Genomic DNA, 16,369 nt, shown 5'->3' with positions numbered 1-16,369 from the left:
GTCAACACCCCTACAAGTTGAAATACGACGAGATATCAGTCTTCGCGTTCTTTGAGAGGGAGAAGGGCCCGAATAGCAAACCCGCCGCGCTCACTTTTATGGATCTCAATATTCCCTTCGTGAGCATCTATAATCCTGCGAATTATCGCGAGTCCCAGCCCTGTACCTTTGTTACTTCGGGCTTTTTCACCCTGTACGAACGGCTGGAATAGGCGTTGAATGTCTTCTTCTTTGATCCCTGCGCCGTCATCTTCAACTTGGAACCAAACGTAATCTTCGTTTTTACCACTGCTGACTTTGATCCAGCCATTTCCGTAGCGATAAGCGTTGACTATCATGTTGGTAATTGCGCGTTTGATAGCGAGATGGTTACCGTTGAACATCACTGGTCCTGGGACTAAATTGGTTTCAATTTCTCCCACGACGTTGGTTTCAGCAACAACAGCTTCGTTGAGAATAGCGTTAAGGTCGCAAAACTCCATATCCATTTCTTGCCCTGTTTTCAGGTAAGACATGAATTGACCGATGATTGCGTCGCACTCTTCAATATCTTTGTTGATAGATTCAGCGAGATAGCCATCTTCTGGTCCCATCATTTCCGTTGCGAGACGAATGCGGGTTAGTGGCGTTCGAAGGTCATGGCTGACCCCTGCCATTAATACAGTGCGGTCATTTTCGAGGGATTTTATCCCTGCCGCCATATGGTTGAACGAGCGAATAGCCGCGCGAACCTCTGTGGCACCTTTCTCTTGCATCGGCGGCATAACATGCCCCTTACCGACCTCACCCGCGTGATATTCCAGCTCTAATAATGGCTTGTTTTGATAGCGAATATAGAGCCAAACCCCCGCAAAAATCGTGAGGAAGACCGTGAGTGTATAGCGGAAAACTTGAGAAAACTGATTTTGGCCGATTTCGGTGAGCGGAACGCGCACCCAAATATCTGGTGCTAGGTAGGATGTTAACCACAATATCGGATACTCACGCCCAAGTTCCAGATGCACACTGGCCTTGCCACCCAAGTATTCCGACATGTTTTCACTTAGAAAATCATACTCTTTTGCCCAGTTTAATCCCTCTTCCATCGCCGCTGAATGGGCGTAAAAGGTAATACCGAGCTCATTGTAGATTTTTTTACGTAATGCGGGTGAAACTCGCACTGAGGTTCCATCTTGTAGAACCATTTTCTCTGTCATCAATGTACGTACTTCATAGGCAAGCACTTTATTGAACTGCTGTAAGCTTGGCATCACAACAAAATTCAATACAACCATATAGCTGGTCACAAGGCTTGCGAACAGGAGTGCGACAAACAAAAATAACGAGCGAGAAAATGTACTACGTCGTGAGAACCTCAGTCGCTTCATGCTTTACTTCCATCTGGAACAAATACGTATCCTAAGCCCCAAACGGTTTGAATGTAACGTGGGTGCGCAGGATCTTCTTCAATCATACGGCGTAAACGTGAAATTTGAACGTCGATAGAACGCTCCATCGCACTGTATTCACGACCTCGAGCCAAACTCATCAGCTTGTCACGAGATAATGGTTCGCGTGGATAAGAAACTAATACTTTCAACACCGCAAACTCACCACTGGTTAATGGCATATTCTCTTCGCCTTGGAACATTTCACGGGTTCCGAGGTTCAGTTTGAATTTACCAAAAGTGATGACGGCATCATCTTGCGATGGCGCACCTGGTAGCTCATTCGCTTGGCGACGCAGCACCGCACGAATACGCGCTAACAGTTCACGAGGGTTAAACGGTTTAGGGATATAGTCATCCGCACCAATTTCTAAGCCCACAATACGGTCAACTTCTTCGCCTTTCGCGGTAACCATAATGATTGGAATTGGGTTATTTTGACTACGTAAACGACGGCAAATAGATAAGCCATCTTCCCCAGGAAGCATCAAGTCCAATACGATTAAATGAATAGATTCCCGTGTTAGGATCCTGTCCATCTGTTCAGCATTCGCTGCACTTCTTACCTGAAAACCCTGCTCGGTGAGGTAACGTTCAAGCAGAGCACGTAAACGCATATCATCATCGACGACGAGAACTTTATAACTTTCCTGCATTTATAGCCCCCAAAGTGTGGAATTTTAGAATTATTCTGCTGATGAAAGTAACAAAAATAATATTCATGCCATTAATTTACCATTAACACTAACTTTAATGAATCATTTTACTCGTTAACTGATTAATGGTTTATAGCTAATCTCTAGCACAAAATAGGTGACTTTTCCGCCCGGCGTTGTGACGACCACTTCATCATCAACCTGCTTGCCAATTAATGCGCGAGCGACTGGTGAATCGATAGAAATCCACTGCTTAGCAGGATCAAATTCATCCGCCCCCACTAACCGGAAAATTCTGATATTTTCATTATCATCTTCAAGCTTAACCCATGCGCCAAAAAACACACGCCCCTCTTGTCGAGGATCGGGTTCAACAATTCTAAGCTGATCCAACCTTTTGGATAGAAAACGAATACGGCGGTCTATTTCCCGCAACCGTTTTTTACCGTAGATATATTCTGCGTTTTCGGAACGATCCCCCTGGGCTGCGGCTTCAGAGACAGACTGCGTCACTCGAGGGCGCTCTTCTTTCCAAAGATACTTAAGTTCTTTGTCTAAAGCGTCCCATCCTTCACGGGTAATTAAAAGGCTCTTATTCATCTCATTAAAGGTATATAAATCGGATAATTATAATATTTTATAAAATATAATCTGCGACTTGCCTACCACTAGACAAAAATTCTGTCTGGCAATTCTGTCTACCAGCAAGTATAACTGTGCAGTCTATTTTCACTGTTCTTTGAGTAGGTATTTAAACACGACATGAATGAAACTCTAAGCCAAATTATTGCGGCCGAACTACAAGCCCAACCAAAACAGGTGTTTTCAGCCATTACATTATTGGATGAAGGCAATACCGTCCCATTTATCGCCCGCTACCGTAAAGAGGTTACGGGGGGATTGGATGACACTCAGCTACGTCAGCTAGAGAGCCGTTTAGGGTATTTGAGAGAGTTAAACGACCGTAAGCAAACCATTCTAAAATCCATTGATGAACAAGGTAAGCTTACTCCAGAACTCGCTTCTGCTATCAATACAACGCTGAATAAAACCGAACTCGAAGATCTTTACCTCCCTTACAAACCAAAGCGCCGTACTCGTGGGCAAATTGCTATCGAAGCGGGCTTAGAACCCTTAGCGGATACGCTGTGGAACGATCCAAGCCAGTCACCGGATACACTTGCACAAAGCTATGTTGACGCAGATAAAGGCGTTGCGGATACCAAAGCCGCTTTAGATGGTGCTCGCTACATTTTAATGGAGCGTTTCGCCGAAGATGCTACCTTATTAGCGAAAGTTCGCGACTATATTTGGAAGAATGCGCACATTGTTTCTGTTGTTGCTGATGGCAAACAGACTGAGGGTGTAAAATTTAGCGACTATTTTGATCACCATGAACCCGTTGCTCAAGTTCCTTCACACCGCGCTTTGGCCATGTTCCGTGGTCGCAATGAAGGTGTTTTGCAGTTATCCCTCAACTGCGACCCTCAGTTTGAAGAGCCGCCAAAAGAGAGTTATTGCGAAGAAATTATTACTCGCCATTTAGATGTTCGTTTGAACAATGCCCCCGCTGACCAATGGCGTAAAGCTGTCATCAGTTGGACGTGGCGAGTCAAAGTGTTACTGCACCTAGAAACCGAAATCATGAGCACCCTGCGCGAGAAAGCGGAAGAAGAAGCAATTAACGTATTCGCCCGTAACCTCAGTGACTTATTGATGGCAGCTCCTGCGGGTATGCGTGCCACGATGGGTCTCGATCCGGGTTTACGTACAGGTGTCAAAGTCGCGGTCGTTGATGCGACGGGTAAAGTCATGGCGACAGATACCATTTACCCGCACACAGGCCAAGCTGCCAAAGCGGCTGCTATCGTTGCCGCATTATGCCAGAAATACCACGTTGAGCTGGTCGCGATTGGTAACGGAACTGCATCACGAGAAACCGAACGCTTCTTTGCTGAAGTGCAAAAACAGTTCCCTGACGTCACGGCGCAAAAAGTCATTGTCAGTGAAGCAGGTGCCTCTGTTTATTCCGCTTCTGAGCTGGCAGCATTAGAATTCCCTGATTTAGACGTATCTCTGCGTGGCGCGGTTTCTATTGCTCGTCGCTTACAAGACCCGCTGGCTGAACTGGTGAAAATCGACCCGAAATCTATTGGTGTCGGCCAATATCAGCATGATGTCAGCCAAACTCAGCTAGCCCGTAAGTTAGATGCAGTCGTTGAAGACTGCGTAAACTCCGTCGGCGTCGATTTAAATACCGCTTCCGTGGCACTACTTACCCGTGTTGCTGGCTTGAGCAAAATGATCGCGCAAAATGTTGTTGATTGGCGTGATGCGAATGGTCAATTCAATGACAGAAAACAGTTACTCAAGGTCGCTCGCTTAGGTCCGAAAGCCTTTGAACAGTGTGCGGGTTTCTTGCGTATCACCAATGGGGATAACCCACTGGATGCCTCAACGGTTCACCCGGAAGCCTACCCAATCGTTGAAAAAATCCTTGAAGCTGTACGTCAGCCACTCAAAGAGATCATGGGCAATTCACAGGTATTAAATGGCTTAAGCCCACGTGAATTTACCACCGAACAGTTTGGGGTTCCTACCGTCACAGACATCATCAAAGAGCTGGAAAAACCGGGCCGTGACCCACGCCCTGAGTTTAAAACGGCAACCTTTGCTGACGGCGTCGAAACGATGAATGACTTAACACCGGGAATGATCTTAGAAGGTGCAGTGACTAACGTCACTAATTTCGGGGCATTTGTGGATATTGGTGTTCATCAAGATGGCCTAGTGCATATTTCTTCCCTTTCAAACAGCTATGTTGAAGATCCTCACAAAGTCGTCAAAACGGGTGACATTGTGAAAGTCAAAGTGCTGGATGTGGATATTGCTCGTAAGCGTATTGCGCTCACTATGCGCTTAGATGAACAAGCGGGTGAAGGTAACAGCGCACCTCGCAGTGCGGCTCCAGCGCAAGATAGAAATACCCGCAAAGCCCCTGCTTCACGAGGGAATGCGCGAGGAAATTCATCATCTAGCTCTGCGTCTAGCAACAGTGCGATGAGTGATGCACTGGCTGCTGCTTTTGGTAAAAAGCGCTAAGATATGATGCCCTTGCTGTTTCATCGGTAAGGGCATTTATTAAAATGTATTCAATCATCTCTCCGTACTTAATTTAAACATATTCCATTTTTCTTATAGAAATAAATTAAATAACTAATTCAATTTATTATCTGCATTTTGTCTTATTTAATTATATTAATTAACAATACTAACATCTGCCTTTTCGTTTTAAAAAACTCCGCCAACTAAATCCCTTTTTGATCCACATCATTTAATATTGCCCGAAAAAGAGGCTAAATATAATCATGGTAGATGATTATGATTCTCATTGTTAATTAGATTTAATTTTATCTTCCATTCTATTTCTTTTAAAGATAACCACTTTTATAATAATAATTATCAATATTATTCTTAATAACACTCTCTGTAATTTAACATCGCAGTTTTCATGTTAAATCAACAGAATAAACCGTAATTGGAAGGTACTATGTCCATACTTCCTCAATGCAGTTATAAAATACTTGGCTTTTCACCAGAGATAAGTCCGGCCTATCGCCAAAAATTACTTTCCCTCGGTCTGCTTCCAGGCTCAGTGTTCAAAGTTGTGCGCGTAGCGCCGTTTGGTGATCCCGTGCAAATTGAAACTCATCGCGTCAGCTTAGTATTACGCAAAAAAGATTTAGCTCTGATTAACTTAGATGAAGCTCAAGCGAACTAATTATTTTTGGATTAATTCCAATAAAGATTTTCATTTTCACGACTGGCATACACTATGAAACCATTAACTATCGGCCTTATTGGCAACCCTAACGCAGGTAAAACAACCTTGTTTAACCAGTTAACAGGGTCACGTCAGCGCGTCGGTAACTGGGCAGGAGTGACCGTCGAACGTAAAGTTGGACGCTTCCACACACCTGAACACAAGATTGAACTCGTTGATTTACCAGGTACTTATTCCCTTACAACTATCTCAGAGCAAACCTCCCTCGATGAGCAAATCGCCTGCTACTTTATTTTAAGTGGCGAAGCCGACATGTTGATCAACGTGGTGGATGCCTCAAACCTCGAGCGCAATTTATATCTGACATTACAGCTTGTTGAACTAGGTGTTCCCTGCATCGTCGCACTGAACATGCTGGATATTGCCAAAAGCCAACATATCGATATTGATGTTAAACAGCTCGAAAAACAGCTCGGTTGCCCTGTTATCCCAATGGTCTCTACCCGTGCAACTGGCCTTGAACAGCTCAAACAAGCGATTGATAGCCATCCTCAAAATAGCCAACAAGCCCTAGTGCAATATCCGCCACAACTGTTACAAACCGTGGATATGCTTTCAGAGCAAATTTCTGCTCAGCAATTTAGTCAGCAGCAGCGCCGTTGGTTAGCTCTCCAGATTTTAGAAGGCGATATTTATAGCCGCCAACGAGCTGATATCTCTGAGCAAGTATTTGCTGAAACTCGCCTTAGACTTAAAGATACCTTGCAAGAAGAACCCGAGTTGCTCATTGCGGACGCTCGCTATCAATCCATTGCCTCAATTTGTGACGCCGCGATTAATAACAGTGCCGCTGAGCCGAATAAACTCACTCAAGCGCTGGATAAATTTATCTTGAACCGCTGGCTTGGCGTGCCAATTTTCTTGTTCGTGATGTATCTAATGTTCGTCCTTGCGATCAATATCGGTGGTGCTTTACAACCGTTCTTTGAAGGGGCCTCTGAAGCTATCTTTATTCATGGTATTCAATGGATTGGAGCAACAGCAAACTTCCCTGATTGGTTGACCGTTTTCCTTGCTCAAGGTGTTGGCGGTGGTATCAATACCGTTCTGCCTCTGGTGCCACAAATCGGTATGATGTATCTGTTCTTATCTATCTTGGAAGACTCAGGCTATATGGCTCGAGCAGCTTTCGTTATGGATAGACTGATGCAATCTCTTGGTTTACCGGGTAAATCTTTTGTTCCATTAATTGTTGGCTTCGGTTGTAACGTACCTTCTATCATGGGAGCAAGAACCTTAGATGCACCTCGTGAACGCTTGATCACCGTGCTTATGGCACCGTTTATGTCCTGCGGTGCTCGCTTAGCTATCTTCGCAGTATTTGCAGCGGCATTCTTTGGTAAAAACGGCGCAAGCGTCGTGTTCTCCCTCTACATTCTCGGTATTGTCGTGGCAATCCTAACAGGCCTGCTACTGAAACATACTTTGATGCGCGGTGAAGCGTCCCCGTTTGTGATGGAACTGCCGGTCTACCATGTACCTCATGCAAAAACATTGCTTATCCAAACTTGGCAGCGTTTAAAAGGCTTTGTGATCCGTGCAGGTAAAGTCATTGTGGTAGCGAGTATTTTTATCGGTGCGCTAAATAGCTTTTCGTTATCCGGCAAGCCTGTGGACAACATTAATGACTCTGCGCTGGCTTCCGTCAGTAAAGTGATCACCCCAGTATTACAGCCTATCGGCGTACACAATGATAACTGGCAAGCGACTGTCGGTTTGATCACCGGTGCAATGGCTAAAGAAGTGGTGGTTGGGACCTTAAATACCCTGTACACCGCCGAAGCGATTACCAGTGAACCTTTCGATGCAGAATCGTTTGACCTGCTCGATGAGTTAGGTGCGGCAGTCACGGATACGTGGGATAGCTTAAAAGAGACATTCTCCATCAGTGCATTATCCAACCCAATCGAAGCGAGTATGGGTGATGCCGAGATGGCAACAGGCTCCATGGGTACCATGGCAGCGAAATTTGGTTCAGATATCGCCGCTTATAGTTACCTAATCTTTGTGCTGCTGTATGTGCCTTGTGTGTCAGTAATGGGAGCAATCGCCCGTGAAACCAACAAAAGCTGGATGACATTCTCTATTCTGTGGGGATTAAACGTGGCTTATAGCCTCGCAGCACTGTTCTATCAAACAGCTACATTTAGCGAACATCCACAAAGCAGCTTGATCACCATTGGCGCGGTGCTACTGTTTAATATTGTACTGATCACCGCTCTACGCCGTATGCGCAGCCGTGTGACGTTTAATATTAAATCCAAAACAGCGCAACAATGTTCAGGTTGTTCTAACAACAGTTGCCACTAAGGAAAATACGATGGTCAGCTTGCTGCAAGTCCGAGATTTAATTGCATTATATGGGCAAGCTGACATTGCGCTTCTGAGTTCTCAACTAAACGCCCCTGCTGCACTGGTCAATGCCATGGCTGAAAAGCTGGTCAGTATGGGGAAAATTGAAAAAATCGATGTGAGCGCGTGCCTTACGGGTACCAGTTGTAAAGGATGCCCCGAGAGTCACGATTGCTCACATTTTGTCTATAAGATTAAATAGTTGTTTTCATCTCAGCGAATCAGCTTCTAATACACTGATTTAGTTCAATGATTTCGCAAACTGAACCAATGTTTCACAAAACTCATCGGGATGAGAAATAAACGGCGCATGAGCGCTATTACGCATCACAACGGATAATGAATTGGGATACAACTCATCTAATTTCCCTGCGATTTTACGCGGGACCAAGCCATCTAAATAACCATAAACGCGTAAGAAAGGCACCTGTAAATGGGTGAGTTCCTCTCGTAAATCTTCAGTACGTAAAGATTCCAGCCCCATATTCAAGGCTTCAACCGATGGCATTGGCAACGCCAATACCACAGATTTCAATGTACGCGCATCCTCACGGGCGCTTTCAGTTCCCAATGTTTGCAGTGCCAGAAAACGCTCAACGGTACGCTGGAAATTTTCAGCCAGCATCTGCTCAAAATTAAGTAAGACTTCGGGCTTGATACCTTGCCACTCATCATGAGCCCCAAAGCAAGGGGAAGATACCACGGTGATTAAGGCTTTTACCTCATTAGGGTGATCAAGCGCGATACGGCTTGCTACTAACCCACCTAAAGACCACCCCAGCCAAATCGCATTTTTAGGTGCTTGTTCCCACACAACATTGGCCATTGATTGAATGGTCATCGGAGTGAAATCGTGACTACGCCCATAACCCGGTAAATCAACTAAATGGATGCGAAATTGCGAAGCTAGTCGAGGAATAATTGTTTGCCAGACTTCGGCATTCAGTCCCCATCCGTGCAGTAACACAATATCTTGTTTTCCTTCACCCACTGTCTGCCAATATAACGTCGCCATGGTTACACTCTCTTCAATATTATTTTCATTCTGATTTTTCAATCTAGGACTCGCCTATGCTAGCAATGGAAGGGGTCTGTTGGCTATGCCGGCAGTTATTAAAAATTCCCCAGCAAGGAATATGCAGCTTTTGTATCAAAAACTTACCGCCAATGCCGAAGGTTTGTCCACAATGCGCTCTTCCTTGTGAATATCATCAATTTCCTTGCGGGCGCTGCCTTGTACAGCCACCGCCTTGGCAAAGGTTGATTACCGTAACGCCATATCAAGCGCCATTACGCCAGCTTATCCATCAATATAAATTTCGTTATCAACCCCAGTTAGCTATCCCCCTGACGCGGATATTTTTACTTTATTGGCTGAATGGATATCGCCAACAGCAATGGAAAAAACCCGACTTATTGATAACCATACCTCCCCACCCTCGACGATGTTGGCGTCGAGGATTTGATCACATGGCATTAATTGGTGGTAATTTAACCACATGGTTAAATATTGCCTATTCGCAAAATTCATTATTGCGCTCTCGTGATACACTGGCGCAAGTTTCATTAACACGTAAGCAGCGCCGCAATAACCTAAAAGAGGCATTTACCCTTGAAACTTCGGTTTCAGGTCTACACATAGCTATTATTGATGATGTGATTACAACTGGCTCAACCATGCATGCCGCCGCTCAATTGTTGATTTGTGCGGGAGCGCATACTGTTGACGCGTGGTCACTCTGTCGCACCTTGTAGGATGGGTGTAAATGGGCGTATTATAACCAACTAAAGCAGTCAACTATTATTGAGCAAGAGATTATGATTAATATTACAGAAGCAGCACAGACTCACTTCTCCAAGTTATTGGAAAGCCAAGAGTCAGGAACCCAAATTCGAGTATTTGTCATTAACCCAGGCACACCAACCGCTGAGTGTGGTGTTTCTTATTGCCCTCCTGGTGCCGTAGAAGCCACCGATAAAGAGCTGAAGTTTGAAAAACTCTCTGCTTATGTTGATGAAATTAGCGCTCCATTCTTAGAAGATGCTGAGATTGATTTCGTCACAGACCAATTAGGCTCTCAGTTAACCTTAAAAGCACCGAACGCGAAAATGCGTAAAGTGTCTGAAGATGCGCCATTAATTGAGCGTGTTGAATACGTTTTACAATCACAAATTAATCCACAATTAGCGAGCCATGGCGGTCGTGTTTCCTTAATGGAAATCACCGAAGATGGTTTTGCTATCCTGCAATTCGGCGGCGGCTGTAATGGTTGTTCCATGGTCGATGTGACGCTGAAAGAAGGTATCGAAAAAGAATTACTGAAAATGTTCGAAGGTGAATTAAAAGGTGTTAAAGACCTGACTGAGCACCAACGCGGCGAGCACTCTTTCTACTAATAGATTCTGCTCACCCGCATTTTCTACTGAGTATTAGAGCATCCTCAGCACTCCTGTGGATGCTCTTTTATGACATTTCCCCTAATTTTCCGGTATTTTATGGACCATTTTGAGACACTAACACCTGAACAAGCTTATCAGCACTGGCTAGATGGCACTGCTATCCTTGTCGATGTTCGCGATCCCCAAAGTTTTCGTGCTGGTCACGCGACAGGCGCTTACCACTTAACCAATGAATCACTTCACCCGTTTGTCGAAAAAACAGATTACGAACAAACGATTATGGTGATGTGCTACCACGGTCACAGCAGCCAAGGTGCGGCGCAATACTTAATTAATATTGGTTTTGAATCTGTATATAGCATTAATGGCGGATTTGAGGCATGGTCACGGGAATACCCACAAGCCATAACGGCGCTCTAAACGAGACAACGTATTTATGATCCACATTATCTCTTTTGAAAACCCACGGATGGCTCAAGCGTTTGTCGATTATATGGCTGGACAAAATATCCAACTACAACTCCATCCTTCCAACGACCAACAACATTATGAACTTTGGCTCGCCGATGAGCAGCATACTGAGCAAGTACGCCAAGAGTTAGAAACCTTTTTGCGTAACCCTAATGATCCTCGTTACCTCGAAGCCAGCTGGCAAACGGGTCGCACAGATGCCCAATTTCAGTATCGAAACTATCTGACATTCAGTTATTTAAAACAGCAATCAGGCCCATTAACTATCGCCGTTATTTTGCTGTCTATCGCGGTCTATCTTTGGGTCACCCTGACAGATCCCCGTGTCGTTCTATACTATCTAGGTTGGCCCATTGGTGATCAGCAAAGTGAATTGTGGCGTTGGATAAGCCCAGCGTTCGTTCACTTTTCTATTTCGCACATCGGTTTCAACCTTGCGCTCTGGTGGTTTCTTGCCGGGCAAGTTGAGAAAAAAATGGGCACAGGAAAACTGTTCACCATTTTATTAGTCTCCGCATTATTCAGTAACTGGGGTCAATCCCTATTCAGTGAAAATAACTTCGGCGGCTTATCGGGTGTCGTTTATGCACTGGTTAGCTATGTTTGGCTCACTGGCGAACGTCGCCCAGAAATTGGTATCGGCATCCCTCGCGGGCTCATGGTATTCTCAATTATCTGGTTATTTTTCGGTTACTTTGACTTGCTTGGTATGGACATTGCTAATGCCGCACATACTTCAGGGTTAATTATCGGATTATTGATGGGAATATGGGATAATAGGCTCAGTTTTAAACACCAAGGTTCCAAATAGAACATTTTATAATTAGAGGCTAATGCTGTGAAACAAACCCAGAGACATGATGCAATTGTTGAACTTGTGCGTCTTCAGGGATATGTCAGTACTGAAGAACTTGTCGAACAGTTTGAGGTTAGCCCTCAGACCATTCGCCGAGACCTCAATGATCTTGCTGAACAAAATAAAATCCTACGACACCATGGTGGCGCAGCCTTGCCTTCGAGTTCCGTCAATACCGCCTATAATGACCGCAAAACTATGTGGTCTGAAGAAAAGGCGCGTATTGCTCAACGTGTGGCAAGCCAAATTCCTGACGGCGCAACCCTATTTATTGATATTGGCACAACCCCTGAGGCCGTTGCTCACGCATTGGTTAATCATAAAAACCTGCGAGTAGTGACCAACAACTTGAACGTCGCAACATTGCTCATGGCAAAAGAGGATTTTCGTTTGATCCTTGCAGGCGGTGAAGTTCGTTCTCGCGATGGCGGAATTGTCGGTGAAGCTACCCTCGACTTTATCTCTCAGTTTAGGCTGGATTACGGCATCCTGGGGATCAGCGGGATTGATATGGACGGCTCATTGCTTGAGTTTGATTATCATGAAGTGCGCACCAAGCGCGCGATTATCGAAAATTCTCGTCATGTCATGTTGGTTACCGACCACTCCAAATTTGGTCGAAATGCGATGGTAAATTTAGGCAATATGAACCTAATCAATACCTTGTTTACCACCCAAGCGCCTCCAGCCAGTATCCTAAAGGTTATCGAACAGCATAACGTTCAATTAGAGCTCTGCTAACCCCCTAGCTTTAACCTCCCAATGATGGTAGCTTGCCTACCATCAATTCTTATTTTTTCCTTTCTTTTCATTCTGTTGTCATCCCTTTGTCATATTGCCAACTTATTAAACAGATTAAATTTATACACAAAATGTTATTAGCATCACGCGCTTGTTATTTTTATGGATTACAGGTTGGCAGACGTACAAAATTTGATTACAATCAAATGAGCGAAAACGAACATTATAGAAAATGGTTCGAACATCTCAGGGGGATGCATGGAAACGAAAGACTTGATTGTAATTGGCGGCGGAATCAACGGCGCTGGTATTGCGGCTGATGCTGCTGGGCGTGGATTATCTGTACTGCTGCTTGAATCTCAAGACTTAGCGAGTGCAACTTCATCTGCAAGTTCGAAACTAATCCACGGTGGTTTACGCTACCTCGAACATTATGAATTTAGACTGGTGAGTGAAGCACTTGCAGAGCGTGAAGTCTTATTGCGACTGGCTCCGCATATCGCATTTCCAATGCGCTTCCGTCTACCTCATCAGCCTCACTTACGCCCAGCTTGGATGATCCGTATCGGCCTGTTCCTGTACGACCATTTAGGTAAACGCGTTAGTCTGCCAAGCAGCAAGAGCTTAAAATTCAACCAGAACTCTGTGTTAAAACCTGAACTAACCAAAGGTTTCGAATACTCAGATTGTTGGGTTGATGATGCGCGTTTAGTAGTATTGAACGCTCAAGAAGTAGTACGCAAGAACGGTGAAGTGCGCACTCGTACAAAAGTGACTCGCGCATACCGTGAAGGTGGTCTTTGGGTGGTTGAAGCTCAAGACTTACGTACTGGCGAAACTCATACTTGGAAAGCTAAAGGTCTGGTCAATGCAACAGGACCTTGGGTTAAAGAGTTCTTCGATGACGGCTTAAAACTGAAATCCCCTTATGGTATTCGTCTGATCAAAGGCAGCCATATCGTGGTTCCACGCGCTCACGATGAACCACAAGCATATATCCTGCAAAACGAAGATAACCGAATTGTCTTTGTGATCCCTTGGATGGATGAATTCTCAATTATTGGTACCACCGATGTTGAGTACAAAGGGGATCCAAAAGATGTGAAAATTGACGAAAACGAAGTTAATTATCTGCTGAAAGTGTATAACGACCACTTCAAAAAACAGCTGACTAAACAAGATATTGTGTGGGATTACTCTGGTGTTCGCCCTCTGTGTGATGACGAGTCAGACTCTCCACAAGCTATCACTCGTGACTACACTTTAGATATTCACGATGAAGAGGGTAAAGCGCCATTACTGTCAGTCTTCGGTGGTAAATTAACGACTTACCGTAAACTGGCTGAAGCAGCTGTGGGTAAATTAGCGGCGTACTACCCTAACGCTAGCGGTCCATGGACTAAAAATGGTCAGTTACCGGGTGGCGATATCGAAGGTTGTGACCGCGATGGTTACGCACGTGTATTAACCCAGCATTACCCATGGCTCCCAGAAGGCTTAGCACTGCGTTATGCAAGAACTTACGGCAGCAACAGTAAGTTGATTTTAGCAGGTGCAAACTCACTGTCTGATTTAGGTGAAGCATTTGCCGCAAACGTCTATGAAGCTGAATTACGCTACTTAGTCGAAAATGAGTGGGTTGTAGAATTAGATGATGCAATTTGGCGTCGTACCAAATTGGGCATGTGGCTGAACGACGCTGAGAAACAGCACATTGCACAATGGCTTGCAGAGCACACTAAAGTGGCTGTGACAGCATAATCTCGCAAGAGATACGCAGTAAAGATAGAATCGTAAAAAACTCGTTGTTGTACCAAAAGCGCCTATCTGTGCCCACAGACTGGCGCTTTTACTTTATTATCTTTCTAAGAATTTGATGTTGTCATCAATTCTGGATTGGATCTGTTTCAATGTCGTGGACGTAATTCTATTAGGATAATGTTCATTTGCGATATCGCTAAATTTGCGAGCAACATGGCATAGGCGTGATATCGTCTCATTAGCTTCTTGCGCAGTGATATCCGCATCATCAGCCAATGCTAGCAAATGCCTCTTTCCAATTTTTAGCGCTTCACCCATCACATCCATTTGATGATACCCTCCAGGCCCTTCACAGAACGTCACATCATAGGCAGGCGCCAAAGCCCATTGACCCGACTGAGACAGGGTGTAAGCGAAATTCTTTGGGTGGTCATCACGATTATTAAAGATGACATTAAAGGCCACACGTTCAAATGCAGATTTTTTCTCTCTAATATCATTCGTGCATTTATGTGTTGCACGAAGAAAACTAAGATAATCAATGCTGCCTGGAATTGCATAATCTGCTCCAGTCAAAGCCGCTAAACTTTGAACAGGAATTTTGAAGCCGCCCTGCCTATCAAAGCGTTCAGATGCAAATGCAGCTAGCCCATTTTTTAAATTAAACAGCAATGTGTTTGGGGTTGGGATACCGCAACGTCGTAAACATTCCGAATAGACCATTTCAATAGCGCAAACTTCAGGATGCTCATGTTTTGCAGGGAATTTAACTAGCCAAGCCTCAAGATTTGGCGCAGCAACGGTGGTAAAAATATTCGATTTTGGGTCTCGGTAAACAAGCGCTTTTGGTCTAGCACCTTGAGGTGAACCCCCAATTTGCAATAGTTGCTGTAAAAACTGCTCGCCTTCACCATTTAAAACATCTTGTACTTCTTCCGCTAATTGGTCGAGAGGAATATTAATTTGCTCATCAAGAAGCTCCGTGGCAACAGGCTCAAATGACATTGCCCCAATTGCATTATGCCCAACATACACTAAGCGTTCTAATGCACCGATACGAGCCACATTCAGGCCTCTTCGTCGAAATAATCTGTCCATCAACAACATTCCCCAGCCATCAGGTAATGAATCATAGACAGGTCCAGGTAAACCTAATTGATGAGCAGGAAAATCAGTGCGAAGTTGAGTCTCTTTCAGTGGCAGGAGCAGAGGTGAAAGTTCAAGTCCTCTGCGCTTAGCGGCATCGGAGTATTCAAATGCAATAAGTGGGCGACCTGTAATTGCGGTACTAGAAATCAAAGACCCCCATAACCAATGCTCCCCCCAGCCATTATAATAAACATCAACTTGCTTCAGCATTTCACTTATCCTTTTTCACGCGCTGACGGTTTTTGCTTTCATCGTAACGAACAATATCATCAATGCTGTTTAAATTTGGCATAAACAATCCTTCAAGCTCTTTACTGCGACCAAGCACCATCGCAATACGGATCATGTTCTCAAAACTAACATTTCTCCCTGCCTCTAGGTTTGAAACTGTATTCGCACTCACACCCGCACGTTCCGCGACATCTGCCTGCGTCATTTTTAATGTCAGTCGCTCTAAACGTAATCTTTCACAGAGTTTTTTGACAATTTCACTCGGTTTACTCAAGCTTAAATCCAACATATTGCGCCTTAAGTTAAAATATTACCAATAACACACAATATTATGGATTTAGAAGTCGATTACTGCAAGTTTACTTTTCATACAACCCATGCTTGCTTCCACCTCGCAATCCTGTTTATAATTCACCCGCAATTTTGCCCCTTTTAAAATGAGCCTTTCCGACGATGAACTAAGTACTGCCAGAAAATATCC

At 44.5% G+C, this 16,369-nt stretch carries 16 protein-coding genes; 10 read left to right on the top strand and 6 right to left on the bottom strand.

Annotated features, from left to right (window positions below; all coding sequences use genetic code 11):
• Window positions 1–35: 35 nt before the first annotated feature.
• The 3 genes from envZ to greB all read right to left on the bottom strand — a co-directional run bounded on the left by envZ (window position 36) and on the right by greB (window position 2,683).
• Window positions 36–1,367 (bottom strand): two-component system sensor histidine kinase EnvZ, encoded by a 1,332-nt coding sequence (gene envZ, locus GKR61_RS08735; protein ID WP_036948459.1) that lies wholly within the window; start codon window positions 1,365–1,367, stop codon window positions 36–38.
• The gene (gene ompR / locus GKR61_RS08730; protein WP_036948456.1) at window positions 1,364–2,083 is read right to left on the bottom strand and encodes an osmolarity response regulator transcription factor OmpR; all 720 of its coding nucleotides are present in this window, start codon (window positions 2,081–2,083) and stop codon (window positions 1,364–1,366) included. The genes envZ and ompR overlap by 4 nt, the downstream gene beginning before the upstream one ends.
• 114 nt (window positions 2,084–2,197) lie before the next feature.
• On the bottom strand, window positions 2,198–2,683 hold the full coding sequence (gene greB, locus GKR61_RS08725; protein WP_036948453.1) for a transcription elongation factor GreB: 486 nt from the start codon (window positions 2,681–2,683) through the stop codon (window positions 2,198–2,200).
• A gap of 162 nt (window positions 2,684–2,845) precedes the next feature.
• Here greB and GKR61_RS08720 point away from each other — a divergent pair, with 162 nt between their 5' ends.
• From GKR61_RS08720 to GKR61_RS08705, 4 genes are all read left to right on the top strand, one after another.
• Window positions 2,846–5,185, top strand: coding sequence for a Tex family protein (locus GKR61_RS08720; protein ID WP_154599869.1), 2,340 nt, complete (start codon window positions 2,846–2,848; stop codon window positions 5,183–5,185).
• Window positions 5,186–5,633: 448 nt separating this feature from the next.
• Window positions 5,634–5,864, top strand: coding sequence for a ferrous iron transporter A (gene feoA / locus GKR61_RS08715; RefSeq protein WP_036948447.1), 231 nt, complete (start codon window positions 5,634–5,636; stop codon window positions 5,862–5,864).
• Window positions 5,865–5,918: 54 nt separating this feature from the next.
• Window positions 5,919–8,237 (top strand): Fe(2+) transporter permease subunit FeoB, encoded by a 2,319-nt coding sequence (gene feoB, locus GKR61_RS08710; protein WP_036948444.1) that lies wholly within the window; start codon window positions 5,919–5,921, stop codon window positions 8,235–8,237.
• Window positions 8,238–8,247: 10 nt separating this feature from the next.
• The gene (locus GKR61_RS08705) at window positions 8,248–8,481 is read left to right on the top strand and encodes a FeoC-like transcriptional regulator (protein ID WP_036948442.1); all 234 of its coding nucleotides are present in this window, start codon (window positions 8,248–8,250) and stop codon (window positions 8,479–8,481) included.
• Between the two features lie 39 nt (window positions 8,482–8,520).
• Here GKR61_RS08705 and bioH read toward each other — a convergent pair whose 3' ends face one another.
• Window positions 8,521–9,294, bottom strand: a complete 774-nt coding sequence (bioH, locus tag GKR61_RS08700) for a pimeloyl-ACP methyl ester esterase BioH (protein ID WP_154639744.1) — start codon at window positions 9,292–9,294, stop codon at window positions 8,521–8,523.
• 56 nt (window positions 9,295–9,350) lie between these two features.
• Here bioH and GKR61_RS08695 point away from each other — a divergent pair, with 56 nt between their 5' ends.
• The 6 genes from GKR61_RS08695 (at window position 9,351) to glpD (ending at window position 14,508) form a co-directional block, all read left to right on the top strand.
• Complete coding sequence (locus tag GKR61_RS08695; RefSeq protein WP_108478700.1) at window positions 9,351–10,034, top strand: phosphoribosyltransferase family protein; 684 nt, start codon at window positions 9,351–9,353, stop codon at window positions 10,032–10,034.
• A 63-nt stretch (window positions 10,035–10,097) separates the two neighbouring features.
• A complete protein-coding gene (nfuA, locus tag GKR61_RS08690; RefSeq protein ID WP_036948432.1) occupies window positions 10,098–10,676 on the top strand; it encodes a Fe-S biogenesis protein NfuA in 579 nt (192 codons plus the stop codon).
• A 99-nt stretch (window positions 10,677–10,775) separates the two neighbouring features.
• Complete coding sequence (gene glpE, locus GKR61_RS08685) at window positions 10,776–11,099, top strand: thiosulfate sulfurtransferase GlpE (protein ID WP_036948430.1); 324 nt, start codon at window positions 10,776–10,778, stop codon at window positions 11,097–11,099.
• 16 nt (window positions 11,100–11,115) lie between these two features.
• A complete protein-coding gene (glpG, locus tag GKR61_RS08680) occupies window positions 11,116–11,961 on the top strand; it encodes a rhomboid family intramembrane serine protease GlpG (RefSeq protein WP_154599868.1) in 846 nt (281 codons plus the stop codon).
• A gap of 27 nt (window positions 11,962–11,988) precedes the next feature.
• Window positions 11,989–12,747, top strand: a complete 759-nt coding sequence (locus GKR61_RS08675) for a DeoR/GlpR family transcriptional regulator (protein ID WP_036948423.1) — start codon at window positions 11,989–11,991, stop codon at window positions 12,745–12,747.
• 258 nt (window positions 12,748–13,005) lie between these two features.
• A complete protein-coding gene (gene glpD, locus GKR61_RS08670) occupies window positions 13,006–14,508 on the top strand; it encodes a glycerol-3-phosphate dehydrogenase (protein WP_036948421.1) in 1,503 nt (500 codons plus the stop codon).
• A 96-nt stretch (window positions 14,509–14,604) separates the two neighbouring features.
• On the opposite strand, the gene GKR61_RS08665 is transcribed toward glpD, so the two are convergent.
• The gene (locus GKR61_RS08665) at window positions 14,605–15,867 is read right to left on the bottom strand and encodes a type II toxin-antitoxin system HipA family toxin (protein WP_108478698.1); all 1,263 of its coding nucleotides are present in this window, start codon (window positions 15,865–15,867) and stop codon (window positions 14,605–14,607) included.
• A 1-nt stretch (window position 15,868) separates the two neighbouring features.
• Window positions 15,869–16,177, bottom strand: coding sequence for a helix-turn-helix transcriptional regulator (locus GKR61_RS08660; protein ID WP_036948418.1), 309 nt, complete (start codon window positions 16,175–16,177; stop codon window positions 15,869–15,871).
• Window positions 16,178–16,369 lie beyond the last annotated feature (192 nt).

The organism is Providencia sp. wls1916, from assembly GCF_009706585.1.
Classification (GTDB): Bacteria; Pseudomonadota; Gammaproteobacteria; order Enterobacterales; family Enterobacteriaceae; genus Providencia; species Providencia lanzhouensis.
The sequence above is the reverse complement of the archived record's forward strand: the minus strand, read 5'-3'. Positions and strand labels throughout refer to the sequence as shown.